This is a genomic window from Occultella glacieicola, assembly GCF_004353825.1.
GTDB lineage: Bacteria > Actinomycetota > Actinomycetes > Actinomycetales > Beutenbergiaceae > Occultella > Occultella glacieicola.
The window spans coordinates 253547-276850 of record NZ_SMNA01000001.1 but is presented as its reverse complement, the minus strand read 5'-3'; the positions used below and the strand labels follow the sequence as shown (position 1 = coordinate 276850).

Annotated in this window: 21 protein-coding genes; 10 read left to right on the top strand and 11 right to left on the bottom strand. The window is 72.7% G+C overall.

Features of this window, described 5'->3' with window-relative positions; all coding sequences use genetic code 11:
- Positions 1-8 precede the first annotated feature (8 nt).
- The 4 genes from EXU48_RS01200 (at position 9) to EXU48_RS01185 (ending at position 3563) form a co-directional block, all read left to right on the top strand.
- Entirely contained in the window at positions 9-941 is a 933-nt protein-coding gene (locus EXU48_RS01200) for an ABC transporter ATP-binding protein (protein WP_133105748.1), read from the top strand.
- 12 nt (positions 942-953) lie between these two features.
- Entirely contained in the window at positions 954-1736 is a 783-nt protein-coding gene (locus tag EXU48_RS01195; RefSeq protein ID WP_133105747.1) for an ABC transporter permease, read from the top strand.
- A gap of 16 nt (positions 1737-1752) precedes the next feature.
- On the top strand, positions 1753-2361 hold the full coding sequence (locus tag EXU48_RS01190) for a DUF998 domain-containing protein (protein WP_207947568.1): 609 nt from the start codon (positions 1753-1755) through the stop codon (positions 2359-2361).
- 215 nt (positions 2362-2576) lie between these two features.
- Complete coding sequence (locus EXU48_RS01185) at positions 2577-3563, top strand: DUF1266 domain-containing protein (RefSeq protein ID WP_133105746.1); 987 nt, start codon at positions 2577-2579, stop codon at positions 3561-3563.
- 94 nt (positions 3564-3657) lie between these two features.
- Here the strand turns inward: EXU48_RS01185 and EXU48_RS01180 are convergent, their stop codons facing one another.
- Positions 3658-4533 carry an SDR family oxidoreductase gene (locus EXU48_RS01180; protein WP_133105745.1) on the bottom strand — a complete coding sequence of 292 codons (876 nt, stop codon included), beginning with the start codon at positions 4531-4533 and terminating at the stop codon, positions 3658-3660.
- A 199-nt stretch (positions 4534-4732) separates the two neighbouring features.
- Between EXU48_RS01180 and EXU48_RS01175 the strand changes: the two genes are divergently transcribed.
- Positions 4733-5146, top strand: a complete 414-nt coding sequence (locus EXU48_RS01175) for a winged helix-turn-helix transcriptional regulator (RefSeq protein ID WP_133105744.1) — start codon at positions 4733-4735, stop codon at positions 5144-5146.
- Between the two features lie 32 nt (positions 5147-5178).
- On the opposite strand, the gene EXU48_RS01170 is transcribed toward EXU48_RS01175, so the two are convergent.
- Entirely contained in the window at positions 5179-5652 is a 474-nt protein-coding gene (locus EXU48_RS01170) for a VOC family protein (RefSeq protein WP_133105743.1), read from the bottom strand.
- A gap of 245 nt (positions 5653-5897) precedes the next feature.
- On the opposite strand from EXU48_RS01170, the gene EXU48_RS01165 reads away from it, so the two are divergent.
- On the top strand, positions 5898-8258 hold the full coding sequence (locus EXU48_RS01165) for a HelD family protein (RefSeq protein ID WP_207947567.1): 2361 nt from the start codon (positions 5898-5900) through the stop codon (positions 8256-8258).
- A 217-nt stretch (positions 8259-8475) separates the two neighbouring features.
- Positions 8476-9840: a PA2928 family protein gene (locus EXU48_RS24390; protein ID WP_165962644.1), complete on the top strand. Its 1365-nt coding sequence runs from the start codon at positions 8476-8478 to the stop codon at positions 9838-9840.
- Between the two features lie 25 nt (positions 9841-9865).
- Here EXU48_RS24390 and EXU48_RS01155 read toward each other — a convergent pair whose 3' ends face one another.
- From EXU48_RS01155 to EXU48_RS01130, 6 genes are all read right to left on the bottom strand, one after another.
- The gene (locus tag EXU48_RS01155) at positions 9866-10471 is read right to left on the bottom strand and encodes a YdeI/OmpD-associated family protein (protein ID WP_133105742.1); all 606 of its coding nucleotides are present in this window, start codon (positions 10469-10471) and stop codon (positions 9866-9868) included.
- A 47-nt stretch (positions 10472-10518) separates the two neighbouring features.
- On the bottom strand, positions 10519-11499 hold the full coding sequence (locus EXU48_RS01150) for a hypothetical protein (protein WP_133105741.1): 981 nt from the start codon (positions 11497-11499) through the stop codon (positions 10519-10521).
- A gap of 57 nt (positions 11500-11556) precedes the next feature.
- Positions 11557-12348, bottom strand: a complete 792-nt coding sequence (locus tag EXU48_RS01145; RefSeq protein ID WP_133105740.1) for an ABC transporter ATP-binding protein — start codon at positions 12346-12348, stop codon at positions 11557-11559.
- The gene (locus tag EXU48_RS01140) at positions 12348-13259 is read right to left on the bottom strand and encodes an ABC transporter permease (protein ID WP_133105739.1); all 912 of its coding nucleotides are present in this window, start codon (positions 13257-13259) and stop codon (positions 12348-12350) included. Before EXU48_RS01140 ends, EXU48_RS01145 begins: the two co-directional genes overlap by 1 nt.
- Positions 13260-13269: 10 nt before the next feature.
- Complete coding sequence (locus EXU48_RS01135) at positions 13270-14262, bottom strand: ABC transporter substrate-binding protein (RefSeq protein ID WP_133105738.1); 993 nt, start codon at positions 14260-14262, stop codon at positions 13270-13272.
- A 183-nt stretch (positions 14263-14445) separates the two neighbouring features.
- Positions 14446-15090 (bottom strand): LysE family translocator, encoded by a 645-nt coding sequence (locus tag EXU48_RS01130; protein ID WP_133105737.1) that lies wholly within the window; start codon positions 15088-15090, stop codon positions 14446-14448.
- 63 nt (positions 15091-15153) lie between these two features.
- On the opposite strand from EXU48_RS01130, the gene EXU48_RS01125 reads away from it, so the two are divergent.
- The gene (locus EXU48_RS01125) at positions 15154-15963 is read left to right on the top strand and encodes an MBL fold metallo-hydrolase (protein WP_133105736.1); all 810 of its coding nucleotides are present in this window, start codon (positions 15154-15156) and stop codon (positions 15961-15963) included.
- A gap of 48 nt (positions 15964-16011) precedes the next feature.
- Here EXU48_RS01125 and EXU48_RS01120 read toward each other — a convergent pair whose 3' ends face one another.
- The 3 genes from EXU48_RS01120 to EXU48_RS01110 all read right to left on the bottom strand — a co-directional run bounded on the left by EXU48_RS01120 (position 16012) and on the right by EXU48_RS01110 (position 20684).
- On the bottom strand, positions 16012-17835 hold the full coding sequence (locus EXU48_RS01120; protein ID WP_133105735.1) for a hypothetical protein: 1824 nt from the start codon (positions 17833-17835) through the stop codon (positions 16012-16014).
- A gap of 158 nt (positions 17836-17993) precedes the next feature.
- Positions 17994-19283 (bottom strand): APC family permease, encoded by a 1290-nt coding sequence (locus tag EXU48_RS01115; protein ID WP_133105734.1) that lies wholly within the window; start codon positions 19281-19283, stop codon positions 17994-17996.
- Between the two features lie 276 nt (positions 19284-19559).
- Positions 19560-20684, bottom strand: a complete 1125-nt coding sequence (locus tag EXU48_RS01110; RefSeq protein WP_133105733.1) for a substrate-binding domain-containing protein — start codon at positions 20682-20684, stop codon at positions 19560-19562.
- Positions 20685-20890: 206 nt separating this feature from the next.
- Here EXU48_RS01110 and EXU48_RS01105 point away from each other — a divergent pair, with 206 nt between their 5' ends.
- Both EXU48_RS01105 and EXU48_RS01100 read left to right on the top strand, forming a co-directional pair.
- Entirely contained in the window at positions 20891-21901 is a 1011-nt protein-coding gene (locus EXU48_RS01105; protein WP_235856770.1) for a hydroxyacid dehydrogenase, read from the top strand.
- Between the two features lie 82 nt (positions 21902-21983).
- Positions 21984-23288 (top strand): ABC transporter substrate-binding protein, encoded by a 1305-nt coding sequence (locus EXU48_RS01100; protein WP_133105732.1) that lies wholly within the window; start codon positions 21984-21986, stop codon positions 23286-23288.
- The last annotated feature ends 16 nt before the right edge of the window (positions 23289-23304 follow it).

Below are 23304 nucleotides of genomic sequence, written 5' to 3'. Positions count from 1 at the left end.
GGAGCCCGATGGCAGTCGTCGAGATCGACCACCTGACCAAGGTCTACCGGGGCCGAGCGGTCGTCGACGACGTCAGCCTTGCCGTCGAGAGCGGTGAGATCTTCGGCCTCCTGGGCCGCAACGGCGCGGGGAAGTCGACCACGGTCGAGGCCGCGATCGGGCTACGCGAGCCCGACGGCGGGCGGGTCCGGGTGTTCGGGCTCGACCCCCGCAGGGAGCGGGCCCGGGTGCAGCAGGCCGTCGGGGTGCAGTTGCAGGCCACCCACCTGCACATGAGCCTGACCGTCACCGAACTGATCCGGATGTACCGCTCCTTCTACCACGACGGTCTCGACCCGGGTGAGCTCATCGAGCGGCTCGGACTCGGCACGGTACGCGACTCCCGCTACGACCAGCTCTCCGGCGGCGAGGGGCAGCGGCTGAGCATCGCACTCGCGCTCGTCGGCCGGCCCCGGCTCGCCGTGCTCGACGAGCTGACCACCGGGCTGGACTCCGTGGCCCGGCGCAGCATGTGGAGCCTCATCGAGGAGATGCGTGCGGACGGCATCACGATCGTGCTCGTCAGCCACTTCATGGAGGAGGTCGAGCGGCTCTGCGACCGGGTGGCCGTCCTCGACGCCGGGAAGGTGGTCGCCCTGGACACCCCCGCCGGGCTCGTCCGGCAGGTGTCCGGGGTCGGCGGCGTGAGCTTCCGTGCCCATGCGCCGCTCGATCCGTCCGTGCTCGCCGGGCTGCCCGGCGTCGAGGACGTCCTCATCGACGGCGACCAGGTGCGGGTCTCCGGTCGCGGCGACCTCGTCACCCAGGTCACCACCACCCTGGTCCGCCACGCGGTGCCCGCCACCGACTTCCGCACCACGACCGCCACGCTCGACGACGCGTTCCTCCAGCTCACCGGGCACGAGCTCGGCGAGCCGGAGCCGACGCGGGACCTGAGCTGACAGGAGCCGACGATGACCGACACGACCACCAGCCTGCCTCCCGCGCGCCGCCTGCCGGCGGCTGCCTGGGGCCAGATGTTCCTCGCCGAGTCGCGGATGATCGTCCGCGACACCTCGGGTCTCCTGATCCCGATCGGCCTGCCGCTGCTGCTCATGGTGATGAACGGCATCGGGGACGGCGGTGACGTGGTGCTGCCGGGCGGTGCCACGGTGATGAACGCGATCCTCATGCCGCTGACCATCACCATGGTGGTGACCCTCGTGGGTGTGGTGAACATGCCCTCGTTCCTGGCCTCCTACCGCAAGTACGGGATCCTGAAGCGGCTCGCGGTCACTCCGGCTCGGCCGGCGATGATCCTGGTCGCGCAGATGCTCGTGAGCCTGGTGCAGGTGCTCCTCGGCGTCGCGCTGATGATGGGCGTCGCTGCGGCGTTCTTCGGGGTGACCCAGCCGCAGAGTCTCGGCTGGGCGCTGCTCGCCGGAGGGCTCCTGCTCGCCGCGATGTACGGGGTCGGCATCCTGATCGCTGCGCTCGCCCCGACGACGAACGCCGCCCTGGCGATCGGCCTGGGCGCGTTCTTCGTGATGCTCGCCCTCGGCGGCGGCTTCGGACAGGTCAGCGCCCTGCCGGACGTGCTGCAGGCGATCGGTGCAGCGCTGCCGTTCGGCGCCGGCAACGCCGCGCTGTCGGCAGCCTGGGTCGGCGCGGTGCCAGAGGCCCGACACCTCCTGGCGCTCGGTGCCTGGGCCGTCGTCACGGGCGGCCTGGCGGCCAAGTTCTTCCGCTGGACCTGAGGCGGAGGACACGATCGTGACCGACCCATCGGCCCTGCTCCTCGCGGGCAGCGCCGGGACCGCGCTGTTCATCCTCGTCCTCCTCGTCGACGGGGCGACCCGACCTGGCTACAGCCCCGTCCGGCAGCCCGTCAGCGCCCTCGCGCTCGGGCCGAGGGGCTGGCTGCAGACGAGCAACTTCCTCGTCAGCGGCCTGCTCGTCGCCGTGTCGGCGCTCGGCGTCCACCAGACGACGAGGAGCGGGTGGCTGGCGGCGCTGCTCGCGGTGTTCGGGCTCGCCGTCGTGGCATCCGGGGTGTTCCCCATGGACGCCATGCGTGGCTACCCGCCGGGCACGCCGGACACCACGCCGGCGGCGACGAGCCTGCGGCACCGGCTGCACGACTGGGCCGGCATGGTGGTGTTCTCCGCGCTGCCGGTGGCCGCGGTCGTCGCCGCGCTGGTGCTCGACGATCCCGTCTGGGTCGTCTACTCCGGCGTCACGGCGGCCACCTCCGGCGGGCTGTTCCTGTACTTCGGCAACGCCTGGGAGGCCGACCACCCGCGGGTGGGTCTCATCCAGCGCGCCACGATCGTCGTGGGCTGGAGCTGGCTGGGGCTGTTCTGCTGGCACCTGGTCCCGTGAGCACGCAGGACCCGACCCGGCTGGGCCGGTGCGTGAGTCCGGCGACCGAGGCGCTCGACGGCGACGACGAGCCGTTCGGCTCCTCCTGGTGAGATCGCCGCGGCACCGAGCGGTTCGCCGACCACAACCACGTCGCCCACGCTCCCGGTCGCGCCCGTGGTCCCGGCCGCACCGGCGGGTTGCTCGCGGTCCGGCCGTTCTGCTGAGATGGTCGCGTGGAGCCCGCCTACCTCGCCGGAATCCTGGTCGTCGTTGTCGTGATCATCGCCGGGCGGCTCGCCATGAACCGCCTGTTCGACCGGGCACACGCACGAGCGCACCGGCAACGCGCGCGCAGAGAGGTACGCAGGGACGTCGCCTCCCACCATCAGTCGCGGTTCCTGGTCGGCCCGCACGCCGTCGCCACCCATCCGGCGGGCTGGCAGCTCGCCGCCTCCTCCTGGTACGCCCTCGCGGCCGGAGAGCCGTTGGACACCTTCGGCTACACCGACACCCGGCACAGCCTCGCCATCCTCGCGGAGGCCTGGGCGGTGCGCTCCCGCGAGGACCTGCACCGGCAATTGCTGTCCCTGCTCGTGTCCGGGCACCGCACCGACTTCGGCGCCGAGCGCGCGCAGTGGCTGGCGATGCCGCCCGCGGACCAGCGCGCGCTCGCGTCCGGGCTGCACCGGGATGCGAAGCACTCCGGCACCGCCGCGCAGACCGAACTGCGCCTGCACCGGGTCCTCAAGGACGTCCGCGGCGCCCGCACCGTCGACCTCACGGCGTGGGACCTGGTCCGCACGATCATGCTGGCCCGCGCGGGCGTCGGCGCCGGGTACCTCAGTGAGGCCGAGGCGATCGACACCGGATGGATCGCCGCCGCGGGTCTGCGCGCCTCCTACCGCGACTGGGCCGACCTCCACGACCACTTCGCCCGTGGGCGCTGGTACTGGGAGGGTGTCGACGGCGCCGGTGAGGCTGCCTCGGACGAGCAGGCGCGGCAGTTCCTTGCGGTCCTGAACGGTCCTGCTGGGCCGCTGTCCGTGGTGCCGTGGGACGCCCCGCTGCGCCAGAGCTCGTTCGGCTTCGTCGGCGACCTCGGTTCGGCAGGACTGCTGCCGCACCTCCCGCCGACCCCGGCGCGGCCGTGGCAGTCCGGCCTGTGGGGCGCGGTCCGCTCCGCCGGAGTCGGCGGGCACCATCGGCCGCAGGGGCCGTAGAGGCCGCGAGGGCCGCAGGGGCCGCAGAGGCCGCAAAGGGACTGAGGCCCGCCCGCTCCGATCGGGAGCCGCGCAGTGGCGCGCCCGTGCTCGATCAGACCCTCGAGGTCGCGAGCGCCGCGCTCAGACCCTCCCGTAGCGGCGTGGTCGGGCGCCCAATCAGCCGGGCGAGGTCGCCACTGGTCCCGGCGAGGAGGCCGTCGCGGATGTTCGCGTCCAGGCCGGCGACGAACGCGGCGGTCCCTTCGTCCAGGCCCGCGCCGGTCAGGATCGCCTCGTGCTCGGCCGTGGTCACGTCCCGGTAGGCGACGGGTCGCCCGATGACCTGCCCGACGGCGTCCGCGAGGGTCGCGTAGTCCCACGCCTCGTCGCCACTCAGTTCGTACACGCCGGCCTGCTCAGGGTTCGCGGCGGCGTTGATGGCGGCGACTGCCGCGGCCTCGGCGAAGTCCGCGCGGCTGGCCGCGGCAACCCGCCCGGCGCCGACGCTGCCCAGGATCTCGCTGCTCTCACGCGCCTGCTCGAGGTTGGCCACATAGTTCTCCGTATACCAACCGTTGCGCAGCAGCGTGGCGGGGATCCCGGCGGCTGCGATCAGTTCCTCGGTCGCCCTGTGCTCCGGGGCGAGCAGCAGCGGGGTCGTGTCCGCGTGCAGCACACTCGTGTAGAGCAGGTGCTTCACCCCCGCGGACTTTGCGGCGTCGATCGCTGCGCCGTGCTGGCGGACCCGCTCACCCACTGCATTCCCGGAGACGAGAACGAGCACGTCCACTCCGGCGAACGCGGGAGCCAGCGTCTCCGGCCGGTCGTAGTCGGCCTCCCGGACGTTCACGCCGCGGTCGGCCAGATCGTCGGCCCTGGCCGGCGTCCGTACGGCGGCGATCACCTGGGACGGCTCGACGCCGCGGCGCAGCAGTGCTTGGACGATGAGCCGGCCGAGGTGGCCAGTGACTCCGGTGACGGCGATCATGTGGGAATCCTCCTGGGACGCGGGTGTGGTGGCCCTGACCTGGATCGGGGCAGCGCCGGGGTCTCGGCCCGGCGCACTCGACGGTCGGACCGATCGGGCACCCGCATCCTTGCACTTACTTTTCGATAGTGCAATGGATTCGATAGTGCGGCGTATTTCACAGTGCTGGGTCACCGGCGCCGGACTACGCTTGACGCCCATGGCCACCCAGCCCGATTCCGGACCGTCCGCGGAGATCATCGCCGACGTCTTCCAGCGTGGCTGCACCTCCCGTCAGGCGCTCGAGACCGTCACCGGCCGTTGGGGCGTGCTGACCGTCGCCGGTCTGCGCGACGGGGCGATCCGGTTCAACGCGCTGCGCCGCCGCATCGACGGGGTGAGCGAGAAGATGCTCGCCCAGACGCTGCAGGCACTCGAGCGCGACGGGATCGTGATCCGGGAGGCCAGGGCCACGCTTCCGCCGCATGTCGAGTACCGGCTCAGCGGGCTCGGCGAGCGCGTGGCGGACCGGCTGATCGGCCTCATCGAGGTGCTCGAGGACTCCGTGCCCGAGGTGTCGGCGGCGCAACGGGCCTACGACCGCCGCGACCGAGCCCAACCGAAGGTGGACTGAGCCGAACCGAGCCGAACCGAGCCGGTCGAGGCTCAGCCGTCGGCCGCGCGCTCCACGGCCGCGATGTCGATCTTGCGCATCAGCAGCATGGCCTCCATGGCCCGGCCGGCCCGCTCGGGATCGGGGTCGCCGAGCAACTCCATCAGGCGCCGCGGCACCACCTGCCAGGAGACCCCGAACCGGTCCTTGAGCCACGCGCACTGACTCTCCTGGCCGCCGTCGGCCGTGAGCGCGTCCCAGTAGTGGTCCACCTCCGCCTGGTCGGCGCACTCGATGATGAACGAGACCGCCTCGGTGAACGCGAACGCCGGACCCCCGTTCAGACCCACGAACGGCGTGCCGTCGAGGGAGAACGCGACCGTCATCACGGTGCCCTCCGGCAGCGGCGCCCCGGGCCCGTAACGCTCCAGGTGGTCGATCCTCGAGTTCGGGAAGATCGACGTGTACAGGGTCGCCGCCTCCTCGGCCTGGGTGTCGAACCAGAGGTTCGCAGTGATGCTGGGCATGGCGGGCGTCCTCACTGTGGTGCCGGCAGCGCGCCGCCGCGACGGCGTCGGCGCGCAGGAGCGGGTTCGCTCACCGGGGACAGACCGGGCACCTCGGCCGAACTCATCGGCGCCGCTCGGCGCCGGCCCGGGAGGACGTCGAGCGCGCCAGGCCCGCCACCACCACCCGGGTGCCGCCGTCGGGAACAAACCGCATCCCGCCGTCGTTCTCCACGAGTTCCACCCGACTGACCCGAAGGGGATCCGTGCCGGACGCAGCGATCAGGCTCGAACAGCAGTACCTGGACGGGCTCTACGCCCGAGTGGAGGAGTTGCGCGAGGAGACCGAGGCCGCGCTGGCGGCCACGAACCGGGCCGGTGCCGACGGCGCTGACGGCCCGCGCGGTCTCGTGGACCGCGACGCCCAGGCGAGCCGGCTGAGCGAGCGTCGCGCGAATCTGGACCGGGCCGAGCACGGCCTGTGCTTCGGGCGTCTGGACCGGCGGGACGGCTCGGCGACCTACATCGGCCGGATGGGGCTGCGGGACGCCGACCTGAACCCGCTGCTCGTCGACTGGCGCGCACCGGTCGCCTCCGACTTCTACACGGCGACCGCCGCCTCCGGCACCGACGTCCAGCGACGCCGGCACATCCGCACCCAGGGTCGCACCGTGGTCGGCGTGAACGACGAGCTGCTCGATCTGGACCGCGCCCCCGACAACGACCTGGTGGGCGAGGGGGCGCTCATGGAGGCCCTCACCGCGCACCGGACCGGGCGCATGGGCGAGATCGTCGCGACCCTCCAGGGCGAGCAGGACGAGGTCATCCGCGCCGACGCCGACGGCATCCTCGTGGTCCAGGGCGGGCCGGGGACCGGCAAGACCGCGGTCGCGCTGCACCGGGCGGCCTACCTGCTCTATACCTACCCGCGGATCGCCGAGCAGGGTGTCCTCGTGGTCGGACCGAGCCCCGTGTTCCTCGCCTACATCGAGCAGGTGCTGCCCTCGCTCGGCGAGACCCAGGTGGTGCTCGCGACCCCGGACACCCTGCTGCCGGGCACTGCCGTGACCCGGGCCGAGTCCCCGGACGCGGCCCGCGTGAAGGGCGACATCACGATGGCGGGGGTGCTCGGCTCCGCCGTACGGGCACGGCAGGAGATGCCCGACGGCGTCGACGTCACCTTCGCCGGAGACGTGCTCCGGGTGGCCGGTCCCGTGCTGGTCGACGCGGCCGAGCGCGCCCGGCGCACCGGCCTCGCGCACAACCCTGCCAGGCGGGTGTTCGCCGAAGGCCTCTGGTCGCACCTGACCGAGCTCGTGCGCGACCGGGACCGGCAGCTGCTCGAGGACACCGAGAAGGGCTTCGAGAAGGAGCTGCGCAGCGCCGACGCCGCGATCGCCAGGCAGGCCGACCAGCTGCCGTCCGCCGTGGAGGGTGGCGGGACCGAAGTCACCGGCACGGCCGGGGAGCACGAGGTGACGCACGTGCGCCGCGAGCTCGAGCAGGACCCGATCGTGGCCGCCGTCGTGGACGGGCTCTGGCCGGCGCTCACGCCGGAGGGCCTGCTCGAGGACCTGTTCGGGCAGGTCGCGGACCGGCCCGAACTCGCGCCGGACCTGAGCGCGGCGGACCGGCGGGCACTGGCGCGCGCGTCCGGCGCCGGCTGGAGTGCAGCCGACGTGCCGCTCCTGGACGAGGCCGCCGAGCTCCTCGGCGTCGACGACACCCTCGCCGACGCCCGGCTGGACGCCCGGCGTCGCGAGGAGCTGCGGTACGCGCAGCGCGTGCTCGCGGCATCCGGGGTGCAGGGGGTCTCGGCCGAGGACCTGGCCCAGCGGTTCGCCGAGCGGGACTCCCGCTCGCTGGCCGAGCGGGCCTCGGCGGACCGGACCTGGGCCTACGGGCACCTGATCGTCGACGAGGCGCAGGAGCTGTCCCCGATGCAGTGGCGGATGCTGTTGCGCCGGGTGCCCTCGGGATCGCTGACGGTGGTCGGCGACGTCCACCAGACGGCCGCCGCGGCCGGCACCACCTCCTGGGACACGCTGGTGGCCGCCCATCCCCGACGGCGCTGGCGGCGGGTGGACCTGAGCGTCAGCTACCGCACCCCGCAGGCCGTGCTGGACGCCGCGGCGCCGGTCCTGCGCGCCCTGGATCCGCAGGCGCCCGCCCCGGTCGCCGCGCGCGAGGGCGGGGAGGCGCCGTGGCGGGTGGCCTCGACGCCGGGCACGGTGACGGCGGACGTCGTCGACCTCGCGCGCACGGAGGTGGCCGCCCTCGACGGTGGACACCTCGCCGTGATCGCACCGGCCGGCCGTGTCACCGAGCTGGGCGGTGCGCTCGCGGCCGCGCTCGGTGGGACCGGCGTCTCGTTCGGCGTCGATCCCGACCTGACCGCCGAGGTGGTGGTGCTCACCCCGGAGCAGGCCAAGGGCCTGGAGTTCGACGGCGTGCTGGTGGCCGACGTGGAGGAGGTCGCCTCGGGTCCACGTGGGCTCGGCGCCCTGTACGTGGCGATGACCCGGCCGACGACCCGGCTCGGCATGATCCACCTCGGGCCGGTCCCGGACGTCCTCGCCGACCTACCACTCCGATCCCCCGCGCCCGGACCCGACCCCACCCCCTGACGTTGTCCCCCTGACGCTCCCCCACCACCGCCCGCGCTGACCTAGTACCTGCCGCGTTGACCTCGGACCCGGCCAGGTCCAATGTCAGCGCGGCTGGTCCGAGGTCGGCCACGGACGAGGGACAACCTGAGATCGGTTGCGACTCCCGACGCGGTTGGGTCGTCCTCGTGGACGGCCGGGCATCGGGCCCGGCCGCTGCGGGACGTGAGGAGGCACGATGTCGTTCCAGGTAGGCGGAGTCAGCCAGAGCCCGCTCAACCAGAGCCCGCAGGCGCCGATGCCCGGCTGGGACACCGCGGGCACCCGGGGCGGCTGGTCCGGGGCGAGCGGTGCGGCCGGGTACCCCTCGCCGTCGAGCAGTTTCGGTGCGGCCGCATCGCCGGCCACGTCGGTCCCGACGTCCGCCGCCGGGCTGGGCGGCTTCGGCGAGCCGGTGCCGCCCCGCCGGCGGCGTCGGTTCCGGTTCGGCTGGCTCGGCGCGCTGCTGCCGATCCTGTTCGTCGGCTTCATGGTGCTCGGCGTGCCCCGGCTGGCCATGTCCCAGGGCAGCTCGACCGAACTCCTGCCGGTGGGCGCCTTCACCCAGGTCGACGGTGATGACGTGGTCCTGATGCCGTACGAGGCCGACGGTGTCTGGCTCTGGGACGATACGTTCCAGATCCGCCTGGCGGCGGTGGACGTGGTCGCCGGCGAGCCGATCTGGGACGTCCAACTGAACGACGACCTGATCGGCGCCGCCGGCGTTCTCGCCGCCGGCGCCCAGTACCTGTACGTCGTCACCGACTACGGCCTGGAGATCCGGTCCGTGACCGACGGCCGCCGGGTGGCCGGTCCGGATGACATCGAGGGACTCGGGGCGGACTACCTGGCTGCGTACGCCGCCTACGGTTACGACCCGAACCTCAACGCGATCGTGATGATCACCAGCCTGGGCGAGTACCGCACCCTGCCGGTGGACGGCCTCACCGCAACCGAGTCCGACGTGCCGACCATCAACGCCTGGCAGTCGTCGGTGTTCGCGGACGCCAGCGGCGCCTGGATGTACCTGGACTCGGGCTGGGACGAGACCACCGACGCCGTGGTCGTGGGCGAGAGCCGGTTCGACTACGGCCCGCTGTCGCCCGGGGTGCCCGGCGGCACCGTGCGTCTGACCGGCCCGGAGGGCACCGTGGACCTGCCCGGCCCCGTCTACAACGGTGAGTTCCTGCTGGAGGTGACGAAGACCCCGCCCGGACTCCTCAGCCCGGAGGAGCGAGCGCAGGGGTCGACCTCGGGCGACGCGTACTACCTGAGCGCGGCTCCCGCCGGCGCCGCGTCCGGACTCGTGCTGCTGCAGAGCACGATCACGGCGAACGGGGACGACTTCCGGCTGGACGTCCTCGACGCCACCACGGGCACGGTGGTCGGCACCACCCCGATGGGCGACGCGGTGACGCGGGCGATGACGGCGCCCGGCGGCACGGTCGTCCTGGTCGCCTCGGGCACCGACTACTACGCCGACTCGTTCGTGCTGGTTGCGCCGGACGGGTCGGTGAGGGTCGTCGAGGTCGGCGTGCCGGACCTGTTCGGGCGTCGGGCCTGACCCTCGGGTCCGCCGCCGCCCGGGCTCACCCGAGCGGCTCGGGCGGGCGGCGCTTCTGCGGGTAGAAGGTCTCGCCGCGGGCGAGCATCGCCACGAACTCACCGATCTTGCGGGTCCTGGTCTCCTCGCGCTTGACCGCACCGAGCCGGTGGATCAGGGCGAACCGGTTGCCGGAGGTGAGCACGTCGAACATGGCTTGGGCGTCCGGGTCCGCCGCGATGGCCGCGGCCAGGTCGGCCGGGACCTCCGCGGTGGCGGGGCCGGCGTACGCGGCCTCCCAGCGACCGTCCGCCTTCGCGGCCTCGACGGCGGCACGGCCGGCTGGGTGCATCCGGCCCTCCTCCTCGAGCCGGGCCACCCGCGCCACATTCACCGCGGACCACCGGCTGCGCGAGGTCCTCGGGGTCATCCGCTGTGCCGAGGTGGCCTCGTCACGTCGCGCCGCCTGTCCGTCGATCCAGCCGAAGCACAACGCCTCCTCGACGGCGGTGGCGTACGTCAGCAAGGTGACGTCGCCGCCCTTCTTCCCGAGGATCAACCAGACCCCGGGCGAGGAGCCGTGGTGCTCGGCCAACCAGTCGTGCCAGGCCGCGGCGTCGGGGAGCAGGAGGTCGGGGAGTTCGGTGGCCATGGGGTCCTTCCTCGTGCGGGTGTCGGTTCTGGGGGCCCGGCCGGCGGCTACCCGGCCGTGGGTCGGCGGCGCTCGTCCGGTGAGCCGGGATCGGTGAGCGAGTCCGCGGCCGGGCCGGGCGTGACATCCCCGAGGTCGAGCGGGCTGCTCGCGCCACCCGAGGGTGCCGCGTCGAGGGCTCCCGCGATCCGCAGCTCCATCGCGTCCGTGGCCGCGTCCGGAAGCACGATCAGTCCCTCGAGCTCACTCTTGGCGCGCCGGTAGGCGACCTGCCGCTCGGCATGGGTAGCGCCGTTGTCGTCCGCGATGGCGATCAGGTTCCGTGCCCGAGCGAGCGCCGAGCGCTCGGACTCGGTGAAGTCGGAGCGACGGCGGCGCTTGGCCTCCCGTTCGGCAGCATCGAAGGCGACCTCGAACGTGCGCACGGCCTCGCGGTACTCCGCGAGCCGGGCCGGGTCCCTGAGCTCCTCGGGTGCGCTCGGGTCCTCCGGTCGGAGGAAGTCCGCGTCGCGCTTGGCCTTGTGGAAGTCGACGGTCAGCGGCTCACGCATGTCCGAGATGAGCGGGAAGTCGATGAGCTTGGCGACGTCGAGCTCGTAGTCGAGCCAGCGCCGGTTCACCTCGTCGTGAGCCGCGACGATCCGGCCCACGTCGCGCTGGAACAGCGCGGCGGCGTTGACCTTGCCGGCGCCGGCCGCTGTGCCGTGCTGACCCGGCTGACCCGGCTGACCCGGCTGACCTGGCACTGCGACACCCGGTCCGTGGAAGCCGTGGCCCTGACCGTGCGGCCCCTGCCCCGCCTGACCCGGCTGGTTCGTCTGGTTCGGCACAGTCGGACCGGACCGGCTCTGCCCGCCCGGTCCCACCTGGCCGTGGCGGATCCGCTCGAGCTCGAGTTCCTGCTGGTAGCGGTCGTGGCGACGCTTCTCGTCCCACTTCTGGGCACCCTTGACCCAGCCGCCCACGATGCCGGCCAGGGGGAAGGCCAACCACCAGAACGAGCCGATGAAGTCCCAGAACGGTTCCACCCGCTCAAGCCTACTTGTCGGGCGCCGTGCTGGGCGCGGGTCGCCCTCCCCGCAGCCCTACTGCAGCAGGGTGCGGTCGTCGAACCCGGCGCCCTTGACCTTCTCGAACGCACCGAGCAGGTCCGCCACGGTCGCCCTCTGCTTCTGCTCGCCGGCGACGTCCACGACGATCCGGCCCTCGTGCATCATGATCAGCCGGGTACCCAGCCGCAGCGCCTGCTCCATGTTGTGGGTCACCATCAGGGTGGTCAGGTGATGCCGCTCGACCGCGTCCGCGGTGAGCCGGGTGACCAGTTCCGCCCGGGACGGGTCGAGGGCCGCGGTGTGCTCGTCGAGGAGCAGGATCCTCGGCTCGCTGAACGTCGCCATGAGCAGCGAGAGGGCCTGCCGCTGGCCACCCGAGAGCAGCCCGACGACCGTCTTGAGCCGGTCCTCCAGTCCGAGCTCCAGGGACGCGAGCTCGGCCTGGAAGAACTCCCGCTTCGACCGGGTGACCCCCAGCCGCAGACCCCGGCTGCGCCCGCGGGAGAGCGCGATCGCGAGATTCTCCTCGATCGTCATGGTGGGCGCCGTGCCGGCCATCGGGTCCTGGAACACCCGGCCGATGTAGGCCGCTCGTCGGTGGTCGGGCAGCCGGGTCACGACCGAGCCGTCGATCACGATGCTCCCGGAGTCCGGGGTGAGCGAGCCGGCCACGAGGTTCAGCAGCGTCGACTTGCCCGCACCGTTGGAGCCGATCACCGTCGTGAACTCCGCAGGCGCCAGCGAGAGCGACACGTCGGTGAGCGCGCGGCGCTCGTTGACGGTGCCGGGGAAGAAGGTCTTGGAGACCGAGGTGAGGTCCAGCATCACCGATCACCCGCCGTCGGCTCGACCGCAGCGGAGCGGCGGATGGACCGGATCGAGGGCACCCGGCGCAGCACGGACCATTTCGGCAGCACGAGCGCGAGCACCACGAGCACGGCCGAGACGAGCTTCATGTCGTTGGGGTCGAGCCCGACCTCCAGCGCGATCTGGATCGCGACCCGGTACAGGACCGAGCCCGCGATCACGGCCGCGGTGGCGACCACGATGATCCGGGGCGGGATGATCGCCTGCCCGAGGATCACCGACGCGAGCCCCGCGATGATGAGTCCGATGCCCATCGAGATGTCCGCGAAGCCCTGGTACTGGGCGATCAGCGCGCCGCACAGGGCCACGAGTCCGTTGGACAGCGCCAGCCCGAGGATCTTCGTGCGGTGCGTGTTCACCCCGAAGCTGCGGATCATCGCCGGGTTGTCCCCGGTGGCCTGGATCGCGAGCCCGAGGTCGGTGTTCAGGAACCAGTCCATCACCACCTTGATCACCAGGGCGAGCGCCGCGAAGATCAGGATCGAGACCCAGGTGCCGAGCACCTCGGCGTCCCGCAGCGGCGTGATCAGGGTCTCCTGGCGCAGCAGCGGCACGTTCGCGCCGTCCATGATCCGCAGGTTGATCGAGTACAGCCCGATCTGGGTCAGGATCCCGGCGAGCAGCGGGTTGATGCCGCCCTTGGTGTGCAGCAGCCCCGTGATCGTGCCCGCCACCAGGCCGGCGGCGGCTCCGGCGGCGGTCGCCGCGAACGGGTTCACGCCGTTGACGATCAGGATCGCAGCCGTCGCCCCGCCGGCCGTGAAGCTCCCGTCGACGGTGAGGTCGGGGAAGTCGAGGATGCGGAAGGTGAGGTACACCCCCAGCGCCATCACGGCGTAGATGAGGCCCAGTTCGACCGCGCCGGTCATGACGGGTTCGTCACTCGACGACGGTGTCCGCGGACTCGAGGAGCTCGGCCGGGACCTCCACGCCCATCCGCTCCGCCGCGGCCGTGTTGATCACCAGGGAGAGCTCGGTCTGGGTCTCGATCGGCATCTGCGCCGGGTCCGCGCCCTCGGTGAGGATCTGCACGGCCATCTCGCCGGTCTGGTACCCGAGTTCGGTGTAGTCGAGACCGTAGGTGGCCAGCGCGCCGCGCTCCACGCTGTCGCCCTCCGCGGCGATCACCGGGACCGAGCGGGACTCCGCGACCTGCAGCAGCGACTCCAGCGCGGAGACGACGGTGTTGTCCGTCGGCACGTAGTAGGCGTCCACGTCGAGGGAGTCCGCCGCCTGCTGCACCTCACCGGAGTTGGTCACCGTCGCGACCTCGACGGTCAGGCCCAGGGCCTCCGCCGCCTCCTGCGCGAGCGCCACCTGGATCTCGGAGTTCACCTCGCCGGAGCTGTACACGATGCCGACGCTCTGCGCATCCGGCGCCAGGTCCTGGATCAGGCCGAGCTGCTCCTCGACCGGGTTCAGGTCGCTGGTCCCGGTGAGGTTCCCGCCGGGTGCCTCCCAGCTGTCCACGAGGCCTGCCTCGAGCGGGTCGGTGACGGCCGTGATCAGGATCGGCACGTCCGTGATCGCCTGGGCGGTCGCCTGTGCGGTGGGTGTGGCGACGGCCAGGATCAGGTCGTGGTCCGCGCTGGCGAACGTGGTCGCGATCGAGGTCGCGGTGGCCTGGTCGCCCTGCGCGTTCTGCTCGTCGTAGGTCACCTCGAGACCCGCGTCGGCGAGGGCCGCCTTGAAGCCCTCCCGGGCGGCGTCCAGGGACGGGTGCGAGACGATCTGCGTGATGCCGATGGAGTAGGAGTCCTGGGCCCCGTCGCCGCCGTCGTCACCACCGCCGTCACCGTTGCCGCACGCGGCCAGGACGAGCGCGGAGGCGGCGAGCGTGGCGCCTGCCGCCAGGTGTGATGAACGCTTCATGGGGGGATCCTTTCGCCACCGACGATCGCATCGAGGCTACACACAATGGCCGGACCGTGAGCATTCGCGTCTCAGGAGTCGGGCACGTCCCGTCGCCGGTCGCGGCGTACAGGACCGTTTCAGGCCGGTTCTGGCCGGTGCAGGGCGGTTCAGGGCTGTGTTGGCCGGTTCAGGCGGGCCGGTTCAGGCGTGCGCGGGTGCCGGTGCGTCCAGGGCGAGCCTCACCCCGACCGCCCCCAGCAGGGTGCCGGTCACCCGGCGCTGCCACGCCATCCACCGCGGCCGGCCGGCGAGGAACGCCGCGATGCCGCCGGCTGCGAGCACGATCCCGGCGTTCACGAGCGCGCTGACCGTGATCTGCACGCCCCCCAGCAGGAAGCCCTGCGCCATCGCGCCACCACGGGCGGGGTCGACGAACTGCGGGATGAGCGCCAGGTACATGATCGCCGCCTTGGGGTTCAGCAGGTTCGTGACCAGACCCATCCGGAACAGCTTCGCCCGGGAGTCCCTCGGCAGTGCCACCGTCTCGAACGGGGTACGCCCGCCCGGGCGCAGCGTCCGCCAGGCCAGGTGGAGCAGGTATGCGGCGCCGACCACCTTCACGGCGACGAACAGGCCGGGCACCAGGAGGAACACCGCGGACAGCCCCACGTTGGCCATCGTCATGTAGACCACGAACCCGGCCATCGTCCCGGCGAGAGACACCATGCCGGCCCGCCACCCCTGCCCGACGCTGCGCGAGACGAGGTAGATCATGTTCGGACCCGGCGTGAGTACCATGCCGAGTGCCACCAGGGCCATGCCGAGAACCGCGGTCGTGGTCACCACCGGGCAAGAGTAGATCGGCCCGATCACGAGCGGAAGGCCGGTCCCGATCGGAAGAGGAACGCCATGGTGATCTGCGGGACGTGCGCGGTCGAGTACGACGAGCCGACCCCCGAGGTCTGCCCCATCTGCGCGGACGAGCGCCAGTGGGTGCCGGCCGACGGCCAGCACTGGACCAGCCTCGCCGAGCTGGCCGCCGCCGGCCAGCACCTGACCTGGACCGAGACCGAGCCCGGGCTGGTCAGCGTCACGACCGACCCGAGCGTGGGCATCGGGCAGACCGCACAACTGGTCACCACGCCCCAGGGCTCGCTGCTCTGGGACCCCACCGGCTACCTGGACGAGGCCACGGTGACGCGGGTCCGCGAGCGCGGCCCGGTCCTGGCGGTCGCGGCGAGCCACCCGCACATGTTCGGGGTGCAGGTCGAGTGGGCCCGGGCCCTGGACGCTCCGGTCCTGGTCAACGAGGCGGACGCGCAGTGGCTCGGTCGCACCGACGAGCGGATCGAGTTCTGGTCCGGCCGGCATGCGATCACGCACGCGCTCGCGCTGCACCAGGTCGGCGGCCACTTCGCCGGAAGCGCGGTGGCCCTCTGGTCCGACGGCGCCGACGGGCGCGGGGTCCTGCTCACCGGGGACTCGGTGTTCCCGAACCCGGACCGCACCTCGATCGGGTTCCTGCGCAGCTATCCGAACAAGATCCCACTCTCGGGCGCGGTCGTGGAACGGGTCACGAGCACGCTGGAGGCGCTCACGTTCGACCGGCTCATCGGCAACTTCGACAACCGCATCGACACCGACGCCCGGGCGGTCCTGCGCCGCAGCGCGGACCGGCACATCGCCTGGGTGCGCGGCGACCACGACCACCTCACCTGAGGAGCCCGACCCCCGCCGTCGGGTGGTTGCCGTGCACGGTGGGCCCGCCTACAGGCCTGACGCCACGGCCGCCCCGGCGCGCAGCCACGCGCGCTGGGTGGCCGGCGCGAGTGCGTCGAAGCGCAGCACCGACTCCACCATGGCCCGGTCGTACGGGATCGTGACCGTCTCGCGGACCCAGCCGCCGAAGCCCTTCGCGATGTCGACGGCCGCGGGTTTGTGATCCTTCTCCCGGGCCTGGGAGACCACGACCACCGCGCCACGGGCGAGGTCGGCGGACCGGCCCCCGCGGGCGACGAGCTCCTCGAGCAGGAGCGCCCCGGCCTCGGCGTGCTCGGGCTTGGCGATGCTGGCGACCACCAGCTGGTCGGCCTTGTCGATCATCCGGAGCCAGTTCTCGGCCGACTCGTCGTTCCCGGAGTCGACGAACACGAGCCGGTAGTAGCGCCCGGCCACGTCATGGATCGCGTCCACGTCGGCGGCGCTGATCCGGGTCGCGGAGGACAGCAGGTTCGGGTTCGAGCGGAGCACGTCGTACTTGTCCGCGGCCTGGTGGTGCACGTAGTGCGAGATGTCCCCCGCCTTGGCGCCCGGGGAGAGCAGGTTGTCCACCTCGGGCAGCAGGTCCAGGACGGTCGCCTCGTGAGTGCCCTGATCCGTGCGCCAGCCGAGCGTGCCGCGGGTGACGTTGTTGTCCCAGGCGAGCGTGGCCGCGCCCGAGTTGCGGGCGAACACGGCGGCGAGCAACGCCGTGGTGGGGGTCTTGTTCGCCCCGCCCTTGCCGTTCACGACGGCGATCGTGCGCACTCCGGGCCAATGCTGGGAGACGGTGTTGCGGTCGGCCCGCTCGGAGCGTTCGGACGCGCTGGGCGCCGTCTTGATGCCCGCGCGGGCGAGGACTCCGCGCAGCCCGGTGGTGGCGGGTGCCTCGACCTGCTCCTGGGTCAGGAACGACTCGCGCAGTTCGCGCCGGGTCGGCGCGGGACCACCTGGCCCCACCGGATTCGCCGCGGTGCTCGGCGCCGACGGGGACGGTGAGAACGGCGGCCCTGACGGCGGCGGTGGCGGCACCGAAGATGGCACGGAGGACGGCATGGACGACGGCGGCTGTTGCGGAGCAGGGAACGGCACCACGGTCGTGGGGTGCGTCGGGCCGGCGGCCGGACCGGGATGGGTCCGGTGCGCGACGGGAACCGACTGCGGCGCGACGGGCCCCTGCTCCGGACGCAGCGTCGCCGCACCCCCGGGCGACGCGACCCCGGGTGCAGCCGGTCGCGGCGGCGGCGCCCAGTGGTCCGGCGTGGCCGGTTGCCCCTGCGGCGCCGAGAACGTCTGCGGCTCGGCCGCCTGCGGTCCCACCGCAGACTCCGGACGCGGCTCTGGCGCGCTCGGTCCGACCGCGGGCTCAGAGCCCGGGTCGACCGCCGGCTGCTCCGGCCCTCGCACGGACTCGGACGGCTCCGACGGACGCTCGGGCACGAACGGCGCTTCCGGCCCCGCCGGCGCTGATGGCATCGCCTGCCCTGCCGGCACTTCCGGCGGCCGGGACCGGGTCATCACCGTTGCCTCCGGGTCGGCGGCACCGGCCGCCGGCTCGCCCACCGGCTCGTGGCTCGGCCGCTCATCCACCTTGCCGTCCGGGTGCACAGCCAGCTCGAAGCGGCCCTCCGGTTCGCTCACGTGCACCAGCACCGCCCGGCCGAGGACCTCCCGGGCACGTTGCGCGACGTAGACCGTCATGTCCCGACGGGCTCCGGGCAGCGAGCCGCTGCGCAGGTAGTGGGGCACACCGTCGAAGATCACCTCGGCCGCACCGTCAGGCTCGATCCTCGCCGACACCCTGGGGTGCGGCGGGACGTTGTCGAAACTCATCGGTGCTCCTCGGCGGTCGTTCTCTCCCAACTGCCAGGATCCGCGGGTCCCGTCAGCCGGTCATTCGGCTCCCACCCTAGGGACCTTCGCCGCCCCGCGCCGCATCAGAGCGCCTGAGCCGCTGGGCTGGGTCCGGCCGAACGAGCACGCGGTCCGGGTCAGGCGCCTCGCCGTGATCGCCCGAGGACCCGGCGCCGGAGCAGCCGGTAGCCGAGGCCGACGGCCAACACGCCCACCCCGACCGCGATCGTGACCGGCGGCAATGTGGCCACCAGGACCGCGCACCCGGCGATGCCCAGGCCCTGCAACCATCGCGGGTAGCGGCGGTCGGCACCGGTCTGGGTCCAGGCGGACAGGTTCGCGATCAGGTAGTACAGCAGCACCCCGAACGAGGAGAACCCGATCGCCTCCCGCAGGTCCACGGTGAGCACCAGCGCGCCCACCACGACGGCAAGTACCGCCTCGGCGCGGTGCGGCACCCGGTGGACGGGATGGACCGCGGCGAGCCACCGGGGCAGGTCGTCGCGGCGGGCCATCGCCAGCGTGGTCCGGCCGACCCCGGTGAGCAGCGCCAGCAGGGCGCCGAGCGCCGCGACGGCGGCGCCCGCGCGCACGAGCGGCACCGCCCAGTCCCACGGCCCGACCCCCACCGCGGCGGCGAGCGGCGCGACCGAGGAGGCGACGCCGTCGGGTCCCAGGACGGTCAACACCGCGACCGCGACGAGCGCATACAACCCGACGGCGATCCCGAGCGCCCCGAGGATCGCCCGCGGGATGGTGTGGGTGGGGTCCCGGACCTCCTCCCCGAGCGTCGCGATCCGGGCGTAGCCGGCGAACGCGAAGAACAGCAGGCCGGCGGACTGGAGCACGCCGTACCAGCCCGCGGACGGCGTCGCCCATCCGTCGAGGTGCGCCGGGTCCGGGTCGCCGGCGCCGAGCGTGGCCGCCAGGATGAGGACGAGCACCGCGAGGACCGCGAGGACGATCACCCGCGCGGCCCGCATGGTCTTCGTGATCCCGCGGTAGTTGAGGGCTGCGAGCGCCAGCACAGCCCCGAGTGCGACCGGCTTGCGCCACGCCTCTGGCGCGGCGTACTCGGCGACGGCGAGCGCCATGGCGGCGCAACTGGCGGTCTTGCCGATCACGAACGCCCAGCCCGCACCGAAGCCCCACCACGCCCCGAGCCGCTCGCGACCGTAGACGTAGGTGCCGCCCGAGGTCGGGTACACCGCCGCCAGCTGGGCCGAGGAGGTCGCGTTCGCGAGCGCGACGGCGGCCGCGATACCCAGGCCGATGAGGAGCCCGGCCCCGGCGGCCTGCGCCGCCGGCGCGAACACGGTGAACACGCCGGCGCCGACCATCGACGCCAGGCCGATCAGGATCGCGTCACCGGTGCCGAGCCTGCGCTCGAGGGCGGGCGGCGTGGCCCCCGTGGAATCCGTACCCATCACCGCTCCAGACCGAGCGGACGGGTGCCGCTCGGGCCGAGCCTCACCTGCGGCGACCCCGGGGTCAAGCGGTCATCCCGGGTTCAATCGCTGTTCACCCCAGGTTCGCGAACAGGTCGTCCAGGGCCTCGGTGCGCACCCTTCCGTGAGCCCGACGTCCACTCTCAAATGCTTCAACTCGCGGTTGAAACGTTTGAGGATGGACCTCGGCGACGGCGGTTCTGGCCGGAGGGGCGGGTTCCCGCGGGTTCGGCCGGCAGGGGCAGTCGGGCTCCGCTACGCCGCCGAGCGGGGTGGGCCGCTGGAGGAGCGCACCTTGAGGGTCGGACTGACCTGTACCCGGTGCACCGGCCGGCCCGGGTCGGCCAGCCGGGCCGTCAGCAGCGCGATCGCGGTGCGCCCGATCGTCCGCCGCGGCGGGCGTACGGCCGACAGTGCCGGCGTCGCCAGCGGCGCCACCTGGTCGTCATAGGCGAGCACCGAGAGGTCGCCGGGCACGCGCAGGCCCCGCTCCGCGGCCCGCTGTACCACCCGAAGCGCCTCGGGGTCGGAGTGCACGATCAGCGCCGTGGTCCCGGTCTCCAGCACGGCGTCCACGACGGCCTCGATGCCGGCGGCGAAGCCGGGATCGGGCCGGTCCGGCATGGACACGTCCACCACGTCGGCGGTGCCGAGCCCGAGCTCGGTGCAGGCGGCGTGCCAGCCGGCGTGGAGCTGACCGGCGTGCGGGGAGTGCCGACTGAGGGCCACGCCGATCCGGCGGTGACCGAGGCTGGTGAAGTGGTGCACCGCCATCGCGATGCCGCCGTGGTGGTCGGTGATCACGGACTCCACGGCTCGCCGTTCGTCGCCGACGACGGCGTTGCGCTCCATGAGCACGACCGGCACGTCGGTCTCGGCGAGCCACGCCCGCATCAGTTCCCCGCCCATCCCGGTGAGCGTCGGCGCGAGGAGCAGCCCGGAGGCGCCCGCCTCGATGAGCCGCTGCACGTCGGCGCGCTCGTCCGTGGCCTCGTAGACCGAGCCGCGCAACGTCATCCGCATACCGAGCGCCCGGGCCTCCTCCTCGACCCCGCGGGCGACGTCCGGCCAGTAGTAGTCGAGCGAGGGCACGAGCATGCCGACCGTGCCGCCGACCGCCGACGCCTGTCGAGCCGAGGCGGACGCGCGCCGCGACGAGGCCGCCGAGCCGCCGTCGATCGCCGTTGCCCCGCCGTGGACGCGGCGGACCAGTCCGGCCTCGGCGAGCTCGGCGACGTCCCGGCGCACGGTGACCGGGGTGACGCCGAGCTCGCGGGCGAGGTCGGTCACGCGGATCATCCCGCGTTCGGCCACCGCCGCAAGGACCTCGGCGCGGCGTGAACCGGGGACCGGCCCGCCGTGCTGCCCGACTGCGTCCATGTGTGGAATCCCCTTCGATGCGTCAGCAGAGTAGATCACATTTCGATCACGCACGCGTCCCTGCCGCGTCCGTGTTGGCGAGGCTGACCTGCCACGACGTCCGCGTGTTGACATTCGCACCAACCGAACTTACTGTTTTCGATCGTAACGCACTTTCGATCACGAATCGATCAGTGCTCGAGCATTCCGACAAGGGAGTTGCCTCCGTGACGACGACGCCGCGCGTGCTGCTGGCGATGGACATGGCGACCTTCGGGCTGCAGTTCGGCCCCGACGAGCTCGCCCGCCTCGCCGGACTCGCCACGCTCGGCGACCCGGTCGTCGTGACCGGCCTGGACGCCGTCGACCCCGACCGGCTGGGCGAGACCGAGGTGCTCATCACGTCGTGGGGCTGCCCCCCGATCACCACCGCCCACCTGGACGCGGCGCCGCGACTGCGCGCGCTCCTGCACGCCGCGGGGAGCGTGCGCCACCTCGTGCCGCCGGACATCCACGACCGCGGTGTGCTGGTCGCCTCGGCCGCGGAGATGAACGCCGTGCCGGTCGCCGAGTACACGCTCGCCGCGATCATCCTCGCCGGCAAGCGCGCGCTGCCGCTCGCCCACGTCGGCCGGACGCAGCCGGCCGGGTGGCAGAACTCGTTCGCGACCCGGAACCTGTCCAACCTGGGGCGCACCATCGGGATCGTCGGGTTCTCCACGATCGGTCGCCGGGTGCTCGATCTGCTCCGGGTCCTCGAGACCGGCCCGATCCTCGTGGCCGACCCGTTCGCCGATCCCGAGCGGGTGCGGGCCGCCGGCGGTGAGTTGCTCCCACTGCCCGAGGTGCTAGCCCGCGCCGAGATCCTCTCGCTGCACGCGCCTCTGCTGCCCAGCACCCACCACATGATCGGCCGCGCCGAGCTCGCGCACCTGCGGGACGGGGCGACGCTGATCAACACCGCGCGCGGCGCGATCGTCGACCACGAGGCGCTGCTGGCCGAGTGCGGGAGCGGCCGTCTGGACGCGATCCTCGACGTCACCGACCCGGAGCCGCTGCCCGCCGGGCATCCCCTGCTGGCGCTGTCCAACGTGACGGTCACCCCCCACCTGGCCGGCTCGCTCGGGAACGAGACGCGCCGTCTGTCCCACTTCGCCCTCGACGGACTGGCCGCGTACCGCGCGGGCGGCCCGCTGCCGGGCGCCGTGAACCCGGAGGCGAGCGAACTGAGCGCCTGAACCTCCGCCGTCGCCCCCCCGCGGCCGACCCGATTACCCGAAAACCCGCCCTTTGGGCACGACCCTCGAGAGGGAGAACGCAATGAAGCGCACCATTATGATGAGCGCGGCGGCCGTGGCCGCCGCGACGCTCGTCCTGGCCGGCTGCAGCAGCGGCACGGACACCGATCCCGGCGGTGACGGCGAGGTCACCGGCGAGGTCACGATCACCCTCGCCGGGTGGAGCCTGAGCACCACCCCGGAGTTCCAGATCCTCGCGGACGCCTTCCACGAGCAGAGCCCGAACGTCACCGTCGAGCTGGTGGAGTACGACGCCACCGAGTACGACACCCAGATGATCGCGGACCTCGCCGCCGGCACGGCACCCGACATGTACGTGCAGAAGAACCTCAAGAACTTCGTCACGTACCAGGACGGCGGCCAGCTCCTGGACGTCTCCAGCGTCGCCGCGGAGCTCGGCGACGACGTCGACGGCGTGGACGCCTACACGGTCGACGGCGTGACCTACGCGATCCCGTACCGCCAGGACGCGTGGTACCTCTACTACAACAAGGACCTGTTCGACGCGGCCGGCATCGCCTACCCGGACGGATCCTGGACCTGGGACGACTACGCCACCGCCGCCGAGGACTTGACCGCCGGCCTGACCACGGCGGGCAGCGATGCCAAGGGTACCTACCAGCACGGCTGGCAGTCCGTGGTGCAGGGCTTCGCGAACGCCCAGTCCGACGGCGCCGACCTGCTCTCCGGCGACTGGGAGTACCTGGTTCCCTACTACGAGCGTGCGGTCGCGCTGCAGGACGCCGGTGCGCAGGTCGACTTCGGGACCCTGACCACGAACTCGCTCACCTACCAGTCGCAGTTCGGCACCCAGCAGGCCGCGATGATGCCGATGGGCTCCTGGTACGTCGCGACCCTGCTCGCACAGCAGGCCTCGGGCGAGGCGGAGACGTTCAACTGGGGCTTCGCCCCGGCACCGCAGTTCGACGACTCCACGACCGACGAGCCGGTCACGTTCGCGGACCCGACCGGGATCGGCATCAACCCCGCCGTCGATGACGACGTGGCCGCGGCCGCCATGGAGTTCCTGACGTTCGTCGGCAGCGAGGACGCCGCCTCGGCCCTGGCCGAGATCGGCATCACGCCGGCCATCACGAACGAGGCCGTGACCGAGACGTTCTTCGGCATCGAGGGCGTGCCCACCGACGAACTCTCCCAGTTCGCGTTCTCCACGCACGACGTCCGCCCGGAGAACCCGGTCGACGTCAACACGGTCGCGCTGCAGAACATCCTCGGCGACGCCCACACCGCGATCATGTCCGGGAGCGTCTCCCCGGCGGACGGGATCGCCGAGGCGATGGACCGCGCCGCCGCCGAGGTCGGCTGACCCGAACCCGCACCCT